The sequence below is a fragment of the Peribacillus sp. 05N428 genome, from assembly GCF_056397085.1.
Genome location: NZ_JBFTMS010000081.1, coordinates 1 through 8,829, shown reverse-complemented (window position 1 = coordinate 8,829; position 8,829 = coordinate 1). Strand labels below are relative to the sequence as shown.

The following is an 8,829-nucleotide window of genomic DNA, read 5'->3' as shown; positions in this document are numbered from 1 at the left end:
TTTCAGACTGTAGACAAACTCGATGAAAATCGAGTTTGTCTATTTTTTATGAGTTGTACAATTTGGCCGTTGATTTTCCACTCCAGGCACTCGCTTTCCGCGGGCGGTCGGGGAGCCTCCTCGGCTTTCGCCTGCGGGGTCTCCCCTAGACGCGCTTTTCCCGCAGGAGTCTCGTACCTTCCGTTCCAATCAACTTTGTCTTACCTTTTAGATAAACACTTTTGCCTGGAGTCATTTTTGTTTTAAAATAGAAGTATTAAAACTTGAGGTGATGAGGATGCTTTCTAAACATGATTCTATTCAGCGAGATCAACTTGAAATGATTACGTTAGATCAACTGGTGCCACTGAACCATTTGGTTCGTAAAATGGAGGCTGCCATTGACTTCACTTTCATTTATGACTTGGTGAAAGAGATGTATTCAGAGGTAGGACGCCCAAGTATTGATCCAGTTATTTTAGTTAAACTGACATTCATTCAATATACCTTCGGTATTCGTTCCATGCGTAAAACGATTGAAGAAGTTGAAACCAATATGGCTTACCGTTGGTTCTTAGGCTATGGTTTCCATGATAAAGTACCTCATTTCTCTACGTTCGGGAAAAATTATGAGCGACGCTTTAAAGATACAGACCTGTTTGAACAGATTTTCTATCGCATTTTAATGACAGCTGCTAATAAAAAGTTAATAAGTGCTGAACACGTTTTCGTGGATTCCACACATGTGAAAGCCAGTGCGAATAAAAGGAAATTTGAAAAGAAAATCGTTCGTAAAGAAACACGAGCGTATCAAGGGCGTCTTCAAGAAGAAATCAATCAAGATCGTGAAAAACATGGAAAGAAGCCTTTTCCATCAGATAAATTTGATAAAGAAGAGACCAAAGAGATTAAAGAAAGTACAACGGATTCTGAGAGTGGCTACTATGTGAAAGATGAACGAACAAAACAGTTTGCCTATTCATTCCATGCGGCCGCAGACCGCAACGGTTTTGTATTGGGAACGATTGTAACACCTGGAAATATACATGACAGTCAGATCTTAGAGCCACTAGTTGAACAAGTGATTGAGAAAGTTGGAAAACCGGAAGCCGTTGCCGCAGATGCAGCTTATAAAACACCAGCGATTACAAGCTACCTATTTAACAAAGAAATCATACCGGCTTTACCTTATACACGTCCTCGCACCAAAGAAGGATTTTTCCGCAAACAGGACTATGTATACGATGAACATTTTGATTGTTACCTTTGTCCTTCGGGAGAGCTATTAGAGTACTCAACAACCAATAAAGAGGGCTATCGCGAGTATAAATCACCCAAACACACTTGTGCGACATGCTCATTTTTATCTCAGTGTACAGAAAGCAAAGACCATCAAAAAGTGGTGACACGGCATATTTGGCAAACACATGTGGAAGAAGCAGATCATCTGCGTCATCATCAAGATGTAAAAACTATATATGCGAAACGTAAAGAAACGATTGAGCGTGTATTCGCAGATGCAAAAGAAAAGCATGGTATGCGTTGGACAACTTTAAGGGGACTTAAAAAATTGTCGATGCAGGCCCAATTGGACATGGCGAGGTCCAAAAATGGCCTAACATAGTGGGCTCGTAGAGCCCCAATCTCCTAACTTCAGGCAAAAATTCAAAGGGAATCTCAAAAAGGGGTTCGGAATTTTTTAATTCCGAACCCCTTTTGTCTACAAACTGAAATGCCCACATTGAAGTGGGCATTTTTATGTGAAGAAATTCATTTGTTTGTTAAAGGATTTTTGTCAGGTACTAATTCCTTTGAAAACTCTGTTATAGCAGCAGCGTTTGGCATTCGGCCAGCTGTTTGCGTTCGAATATTATTCATTACATTTTGAACAGGACGCAGCATATTTCTGTTTTGATTTCTTCCTAATCCATAAACAGCTGCACTGACTCCTAGACCTAATAAAGACGCCCACATCATACCTCTATTATTTCTTTTTCTGCTAAACATCTTTAACATGTTTTGCCTTCTCCCTGTATTCAAAAGCGCTGGTATCCAGTTATTCATTTTCAGACACTTCCTCTATATAAAATTTGGAAAGCAAAATTTTCCCCTTCCATCATCTAATATTTGCTTTTAGGGGTTTGATGATGCTGGCAATGTTTTGATATGGACTTAAATTTCAGTAAACCAAATTCGATAAAGTATTTAAACTGATTAAGATATAAGAATAGAAACATTTTACAGATAAATAAAAGAAGTAATAGGAGCCACAATTTCATTGATTTTTTGCCTGTTGTTTCCGGTTGTCATATCAATTTCTTACTCCTTCTGTATTTTACTCGTTTTCAAAACTAACCTTTTTTACTATTTTATATATGAAATTCCTTCTTAAACTTACCTGCCCCTTTAGCTCTATAAGAAAAAAAGCGACGCTTCGTTATTGAAGTATCGCACATGTTAGCCATCCATGCAGCGGAAAACCGGCGCTGTACCACAGAGAATAAAAATGGGGTTCCGGGTCAATAATGTTTAATGGCTTGCGAAGAAGGTCTTTGAACTATGGTGCCTTAGAGCCCATCTGTTAGTCTCTGACTCCAACGACTACGTGTACCACCGACTGTCGCGCCCTATAGGGGTAGCACTCATGGGAGATTAATCCTTTTCTCGTCGTTGGCGCCAGCCCATTCTTCATGGGAGTTCAACAACTATTTCATTTGCATTAAGCTTGTCCACAAAAATTCTTCTCCGAAAAATTCACTTGGTCATTCCCCTAAAACTTATGATATCAAAATCCTTTAGGAATTTTTCTTTAAGTCTGCTACATACGGCAGTCTTGATGGCATCATTGTGTTAATGAACTGGTTTTATCTATCTGGGCTCATCATCATTATAGTGGGAGAAATCAATGCCTTCATAAATGAAGATCATCCAAAATGTGAATGAGCTTCCTTCAGTTCCCGTAATACCTGAAAGCTCTTCAACGAACACTAATCAAGAAATAACATCTTGTATTGGGGAGGAATTCTTTCATGAGTAAGAAAGGAAAGCATAAGGGTAAAAAGGGGAACCATAAAACATCAGGTTCTGCAAATGGGCAGAATGGCTATCATTAAAAAGTTAAGCTGCATAGCCTTTTGGGCTCACTTTGTAAGTATAATTATTGTAAGATTAACGAATCTCTTTACCAGAAAGGCAACCGGAAGTTTGAAAATAACGAAAGCTTCTTGTATGTTCCCTTCATTAACTTGAGCAAGAAGGCTGACTTCAGTCTTTTTGGGAAACGGACGACAGGAAGCACTATTCCTTGGATGAACGTGCGAAAAAGTGACGGAATCTAATAGTGGTTCAGCCTCTGATCGCTGGCGAACAGCGTTTGAAGAAGGAGGAACCGATTGAGAAGTAATAATTGAGGATGCCGGATAGTTTGGCCATTCAATAAATCATGAGGATAATTATCAGGTAGAAAATTTCCTAAAAGTTGAATATAAGGGCACTGATAAATGATCCTTAGCTTTGAAATAAAGATTGACAAAAGGTCCTCTTGAGGCCCCATATTAGCATAAATAAAAAGAATCCATTTTGAAAAAAGATGAACAGCTCCCTGTCAAGTATACAGTGGAAATAATAAAAATACTTTAAGCGGCTTGAACCCTGTATTCCAATGGGCTCAAGCCGTTTAATTTTTCTTGGTAACGTTCGTTATTGTAAAACTGGATATAATCAAATCAATTCCTAATAAACTTTCACCTGGAAACTTAATGCCACAGTCGATAATCACGATATCGTTTGAATATTCGATTGCATACATATTTTTCCCGATTTCATTCAAGCCGCCTAAGGCGAAGATAGATAATGCATTCTCTTTTGTACTCAAATTTATATCCTCCCACTTTAAATATAATCTTAGTATGCCCTTTGGGTTTCCTTTCATTAATCATATATTAGGATTCCAAGGGTAATGAAATCCTGCGAATTAGTGATCATTTAAGAAATATACATATCTTTCTGAGGGAGTATAAGTACATTTCTTCACAATCCCACATCAGGATTAAATAAAGGAGAAGCGATGAATGGGCTCTCACGAGCTATTTTCTTTGGAAAACAAGGAGAGCTTCAGGAACGAACCTTATAGCACCAGTTGCAAAGAGCCAGTGCATTAAACATAATTATTAATGCCAAATCAAGCTTCTCAATACGTTCAAAGTAATCGAGCATTAACTCAAATGAATCAAGCTGTAAGTCAAGCACAACAGCAATTACAACAAATGACCGGTGGGCAGCAACAATCTGGACAACAAATGGGAAAGGGCAACAACAATTTGGCAAAATGGGACAGCAAGACCAACTACAATAATGTAAATGAGCTTATATAAATATTGAGAATTTTGTAGTAAACACCGAATGTATGATTTTGCTAATTATCGTTTCTTCTAGTATATTCACTTGGCGATTTTTAAAATTTGAATCTTCCAAAGGTTGGTGACTGTTAGGCCTCCTTTTTATTTTGAATATTACCATCTAAAAAATTACCAAATGTATGTATATTTTTTTCATAAAGTTGGAAATCTAAAGTGGTAAATCAAGGAATAAGGAGGAACTGTTCATGCAACAGCAACAACCGAATCAATCTCAAAATCAGCAGCCGGTCTTTCAAGAACCGCCACAAGTAATCACAGGGAAAGATTTTAATTACTTAAAGGACATGCTTTCGTGGAACCTTTTAGGATTCAAAAAGGCACATTTTGCAGCAGGCCAGTGCCAAAATCAACAGATCGTAGCGGCCCTTGAAAAGGCATGCATGATGCACGAAAGACATTATCAGCGCATTTTGCAGCATTTGGAGCAAAATGGAAACCAGATGAATCAATAAGGGGGACATACGAAATGAATAACAATCAAAACAAGATTCAAAATCCAGAAACACCTGTACCAAAAACACCTGAGATGAATGAGCGTGACTTCCTAAACGATATGCTTTCGTATGAAAAGTACATGACGGCATCTTATTCTACTGCAATGAATGAGGCAAGCCACGCTTCGCTATATCAGGACATTCACGCGATTTTCGACGAAACGAAGAATATGCAGCGTGAACTGTATAATCTGATGTTTCAAAAGGGATGGTACTCGCTTGAAGCGGAACAACCACAAAAACTTCAACAGGCCGCACAGCAGTTTACAGGGTACATGTCCCAGTTTCCGCATAATCCTCCATTGCAATAAGATCGCTCAAAAAGCTATGCTAACCAGTCCATAGCTTTTTACTCATTCCTTTTTTCATCGACTAACCCTTTTTCACCGTTGTAGAAAGTATACTTTGTTTATGTTATGTACTACCAAAACTTTCCTGAAGAGTGTTTTATAATGGGTTTGAACGGTTTATGGTCGAAAGATTATAAATAAGTAATCAGCTATTAGTACAAGGTAAAATTGTTACGTGCTCGGACCATAACGGTCATTATGGGACAAAAAAGAGGTTGGGTACCTAAAAGGAGCCCTAAATACACAAATTGTTGAAATCATTAAGAAAGATGTTGCTCTTCGATAAAAGCTCAGAATCAAATGGAAGATTGATAAAAAGACGTACTAAGGTTTATCCTTGTACGTCTTTATTCATTTATATCCTTCGCAAATAATATTAAAATTGACACCATAGAACAGAGTGTACAAATTAAACAACCGAAGGATGGTGAAAGCCCCACATCTAGGTAGATAACTAGATAACTAACAATTGGACTCTTAGATAAAAATTCCAGCCTTAAAAACTGACTTTGGCGTGGTTATCCGTAAGCTATATAAGAACCCACTTCTCATTAGGTTTTGAAGCTTGAAAAGCTCACTAAATTGGAGGTTTCAGAAAAACAGATATAGTTCAACATTGCCAAACATCATAAGTATACCGTTTTTGGTGTGTTTTAACCAAAAACGGCCGAAAGTTGGGTTAGCTGCCCCACATAGCTCATATAAAGTGGCTAATTCATGTTACCTGTTTATCAGCTTGTTTAAAAATCCCTTAACATTATTGGTTTCTTTAATTACTAATTTAAGAAATAAAACCCTGCAACTTTTATAAGTTACAGGGGAATTAAGTATTTTATTCAGATTTTTGGGATAAAAATGCACTTTGCACTTGGCTTACTACTGTTTGAGCTTGTGCAATCTCATTAGCAACTTGTTTGATTGCTTCTTGAGCTAAAGTTGGGTCTGAAGATGATTTCTCAATTGCTTGAGTTAGTAAACTTTGTGTAAGGGTCACATTTGCTTTAGCTTGATTTAATTGGTTTACGTCAATTTGTTTTTGTGCCATTAAGATCTCCCCTTTTTATTAGTTGAATTACTTTTATATCTTTACCTAGTTCAGTCTTTTTATAACCGGGAAAATCCCCAAAAATGATGGTTTTATTTGAACAACTTTTTTCTCTTCCTGTAGAAAATAGGTGTATATAAATTACGCGTTTTGATCACCGGTACCTGTGTCAACGATTAAAGAATGATCTTTATCCATGACGGCCGCATAAAAGATGTTATTGATTTGGTGAAATCCTTGGTTTGTCAATTCTTCCTGAAGCCATTTTTCATCCTTTTGGATTAATTTTAAATTTTTATGCTGGATTTTCCCTTCGACGACCATGGCAATCGGCAGCCCTTGATAGTCTGTTTCAATATTTAAGTGTCTAGGCGTTAAATTAACAACAGATTGGTTAGGCAATATACTAAGTTCTCCATTCGGTTCCAGAATCACATAATCGATGTCCCTTATGTTCGGATATCCTGCAGCTCGAATGGTTGACAATAGCTCCACAAGAGAAAAGCGAGTTTTCCGTAAGTCTTTTTTGGAGATTTTCCCATGTTTGATTAAAATGCTTGGGTGGCCAATGAACATTCGATTTAACCTGCGAAAAAGACTTAATTTAGAAAACAACAGATACATGATGACAATCGTAATGATTCCCACAATGGTCTGTCCAATTCCATTGGCTCTGATAGGACTGACGGACAACGTGACAAGAAACACAATGGCGGCAAGATCAGGCGGAGTCAACTGAGCCAATACAGTCTTTCCCATACAGCGCATTGCCAAAATGACTAGACCAAAAAGCAGAATTAACTTCCCAATAAAAGTGAGCATTTTTTCAACCTCATTTTTATGTACTTATTAATAAAAAATACAAATACTATTCTGTCACATAAACTTGAAAACATACTTAGCAAAGTGGACAGCTTTATACAATTGAAGAAATGATGATTCTAAGCCAAGTGTTTAATTAACTGCTCCTAGCATTTTACGTAGAATAGTTTCGGATATCCTAGCCAAAGATAATCAAATAACCATCACATTGATAGGCGGGATTAAAATGTATGAATTCACTTGGAGAGTTTTTAAAGAAACAGGTAATGTGGACATTTACTTACTTCTAAAGGAACTTGAGAAAGAAAAGCATATGATTAATATTTTACCGTCAGTGGAAAGTTCCAATAATGTGAATTATCCTGTTTCTTAAACGAATTTACATAAGCGTAGAATGATGATTTTGAAAAAGCAGTAGTCAATCATGAAGGCTTCTTCATCTCAACCAAGTTCTCCTCCCAAAACTTCAGCCAAAAAACAGGGAGTTATAAAATGGACAGTTAGACCTCTTGAAGAAGTATCTCTCCATTTTGAAATTCCACCTCAAATTACTGCCTCTGAGGGTATACTCTTCAGTTAAATACGAAACGCCCATTCATATTGTAAGGTATACCGCCTATATAAGCATATCCTTGAAGAAATTAAAAAACGCGAGGAATTATGTAATACTTCTCCATTGTTTATTGGATTATTCTGCTCGTGGTGCATATACTGGGATTGTTCCTTTAAACAAGGGAGTAAATAACATATCTAATCCTTTTTTCCTCAGAACATAAACTTTTAATGAAGGAGAGTTTAGCATTGGAAACTTCTCAGGTAACTACCTTGGTTAGTTTTCCATTCCCATCAGTATGGGGTTTCCACGCTGCTATAGCTGGCAGACCGATTATTTGGGGCACACTTATCATTAACTCTATTACAGATAACAGGGTAATTGGTACGGTTAATTTTCGTGGTATACCTATTCCGATTAATGGATTTTGGAATGAAAGCACCAAACAAATCACATTTGATTCACCTTATGCCACATTCTCTGGCAACTTAACCATATTTGATGATCCCCAGATTAGAATTCGACATTTTATTCTACGAGGACGTTTTCTTATGAAGCCTCCCTCTCTACAAGCAGGTGAGTATGGATCGTGGATTGCTACAACTGATATAAGTCTGAATGAATATCCTATTAGTGGTAATACCTATACCGAGCAATTGCCTCCTGTTGGAGTCTTTTTAACATCGAATATTCTTCATCAACTGCAGCATCAGAATTTTGGGGGATATCGGGGTTGGACAGAGGGTTTCCTGCCTTATTAATTTTTAAAAATAGGCTTACCAAGGTATTTTACTTCTCGCAAATCAGCGATTATCGAGAAGTAAAATTCACCTTTTTTATTTTGTCCTCAGGTCGGATGAAAACAAAGGTAAGGTAATAACCGAGGAAGAAATTTAGGGGTATGGAAGCTGTGAATACAGAAGGAGCTATTAGTGGCAGTAAAAGTAGAACCATACTTAAAGAAAATCAAAAAGGTGAAATAAGATGTAGAAAAAACGTTTTCAAGGATTATCAATGATAAAGACTATTATCGGATAACAATATACGGTCTCATCATTTCATAATCCTCGTGTTCCAACATATGACAATGCCATACATACAATCCTGTATAAGGACCAAAGGTCATTATAATCCGAGTTACCTCGTTAGGATTAGCATTTACTGTATC

10 protein-coding genes and 3 pseudogenes are annotated in these 8,829 nt (G+C 37.2%); 8 read left to right on the top strand and 5 right to left on the bottom strand.

Translation table 11 applies throughout. The features are described 5' to 3' along the window. Positions 1 to 277: 277 nt before the first annotated feature. Positions 278 to 1,603 (top strand): IS1182 family transposase, encoded by a 1,326-nt coding sequence (locus tag AC1DIV_RS29350; protein WP_477577913.1) that lies wholly within the window; start codon positions 278 to 280, stop codon positions 1,601 to 1,603. 146 nt (positions 1,604 to 1,749) lie between these two features. Here the strand turns inward: AC1DIV_RS29350 and AC1DIV_RS29345 are convergent, their stop codons facing one another. Beyond that, positions 1,750 to 2,043, bottom strand: a complete 294-nt coding sequence (locus tag AC1DIV_RS29345) for a hypothetical protein (protein WP_063596904.1) — start codon at positions 2,041 to 2,043, stop codon at positions 1,750 to 1,752. Positions 2,044 to 2,793: 750 nt separating this feature from the next. On the opposite strand from AC1DIV_RS29345, the pseudogene AC1DIV_RS29340 reads away from it, so the two are divergent. Beyond that, positions 2,794 to 2,922, top strand: a pseudogene (locus AC1DIV_RS29340) (ribonuclease); the annotation flags it as partial. A 692-nt stretch (positions 2,923 to 3,614) separates the two neighbouring features. Here the strand turns inward: AC1DIV_RS29340 and AC1DIV_RS29335 are convergent. After that, a pseudogene (locus tag AC1DIV_RS29335) lies at positions 3,615 to 3,701 on the bottom strand (IS3 family transposase); the annotation flags it as partial. 323 nt (positions 3,702 to 4,024) lie between these two features. Between AC1DIV_RS29335 and AC1DIV_RS29330 the strand changes: the two are divergent. The 4 genes and pseudogenes from AC1DIV_RS29330 to AC1DIV_RS29315 all read left to right on the top strand — a co-directional run. After that, positions 4,025 to 4,108 (top strand): annotated as a pseudogene (locus AC1DIV_RS29330) (Tn3 family transposase); the annotation flags it as partial. Positions 4,109 to 4,202: 94 nt separating this feature from the next. After that, the gene (locus AC1DIV_RS29325) at positions 4,203 to 4,352 is read left to right on the top strand and encodes a hypothetical protein (RefSeq protein ID WP_199880631.1); all 150 of its coding nucleotides are present in this window, start codon (positions 4,203 to 4,205) and stop codon (positions 4,350 to 4,352) included. A gap of 230 nt (positions 4,353 to 4,582) precedes the next feature. Continuing rightward, entirely contained in the window at positions 4,583 to 4,849 is a 267-nt protein-coding gene (locus AC1DIV_RS29320; RefSeq protein ID WP_063596907.1) for a hypothetical protein, read from the top strand. Between the two features lie 14 nt (positions 4,850 to 4,863). Continuing rightward, on the top strand, positions 4,864 to 5,202 hold the full coding sequence (locus AC1DIV_RS29315; RefSeq protein ID WP_048689409.1) for a spore coat protein: 339 nt from the start codon (positions 4,864 to 4,866) through the stop codon (positions 5,200 to 5,202). 871 nt (positions 5,203 to 6,073) lie between these two features. Here the strand turns inward: AC1DIV_RS29315 and AC1DIV_RS29310 are convergent. Beyond that, positions 6,074 to 6,286 carry a hypothetical protein gene (locus AC1DIV_RS29310; RefSeq protein ID WP_063596908.1) on the bottom strand — a complete coding sequence of 71 codons (213 nt, stop codon included), beginning with the start codon at positions 6,284 to 6,286 and terminating at the stop codon, positions 6,074 to 6,076. 141 nt (positions 6,287 to 6,427) lie between these two features. After that, positions 6,428 to 7,108, bottom strand: a complete 681-nt coding sequence (locus AC1DIV_RS29305; protein ID WP_336867024.1) for a DUF421 domain-containing protein — start codon at positions 7,106 to 7,108, stop codon at positions 6,428 to 6,430. Positions 7,109 to 7,334: 226 nt separating this feature from the next. Here AC1DIV_RS29305 and AC1DIV_RS29300 point away from each other — a divergent pair, with 226 nt between their 5' ends. Both AC1DIV_RS29300 and AC1DIV_RS29295 read left to right on the top strand, forming a co-directional pair. Next, positions 7,335 to 7,481, top strand: a complete 147-nt coding sequence (locus tag AC1DIV_RS29300) for a YqzL family protein (RefSeq protein ID WP_082196741.1) — start codon at positions 7,335 to 7,337, stop codon at positions 7,479 to 7,481. A gap of 428 nt (positions 7,482 to 7,909) precedes the next feature. Then, positions 7,910 to 8,422, top strand: coding sequence for a hypothetical protein (locus AC1DIV_RS29295; protein ID WP_063596909.1), 513 nt, complete (start codon positions 7,910 to 7,912; stop codon positions 8,420 to 8,422). A gap of 266 nt (positions 8,423 to 8,688) precedes the next feature. Here AC1DIV_RS29295 and AC1DIV_RS29290 read toward each other — a convergent pair. After that, positions 8,689 to 8,829, bottom strand: a 141-nt coding sequence (locus AC1DIV_RS29290; protein WP_477577914.1) for a multicopper oxidase domain-containing protein, incomplete at its 5' end; no start/stop codon positions are given.

Coding starts and splice junctions, on each gene's coding strand:
- AC1DIV_RS29350 (WP_477577913.1), top strand. CDS start 278: ATGCTTTCTAAACATGATTCTATTCAGCGAGATCAACTTGAAATGATT.
- AC1DIV_RS29345 (WP_063596904.1), bottom strand. CDS start 2,043: ATGAATAACTGGATACCAGCGCTTTTGAATACAGGGAGAAGGCAAAAC.
- AC1DIV_RS29325 (WP_199880631.1), top strand. CDS start 4,203: ATGAATCAAGCTGTAAGTCAAGCACAACAGCAATTACAACAAATGACC.
- AC1DIV_RS29320 (WP_063596907.1), top strand. CDS start 4,583: ATGCAACAGCAACAACCGAATCAATCTCAAAATCAGCAGCCGGTCTTT.
- AC1DIV_RS29315 (WP_048689409.1), top strand. CDS start 4,864: ATGAATAACAATCAAAACAAGATTCAAAATCCAGAAACACCTGTACCA.
- AC1DIV_RS29310 (WP_063596908.1), bottom strand. CDS start 6,286: ATGGCACAAAAACAAATTGACGTAAACCAATTAAATCAAGCTAAAGCA.
- AC1DIV_RS29305 (WP_336867024.1), bottom strand. CDS start 7,108: ATGCTCACTTTTATTGGGAAGTTAATTCTGCTTTTTGGTCTAGTCATT.
- AC1DIV_RS29300 (WP_082196741.1), top strand. CDS start 7,335: ATGTATGAATTCACTTGGAGAGTTTTTAAAGAAACAGGTAATGTGGAC.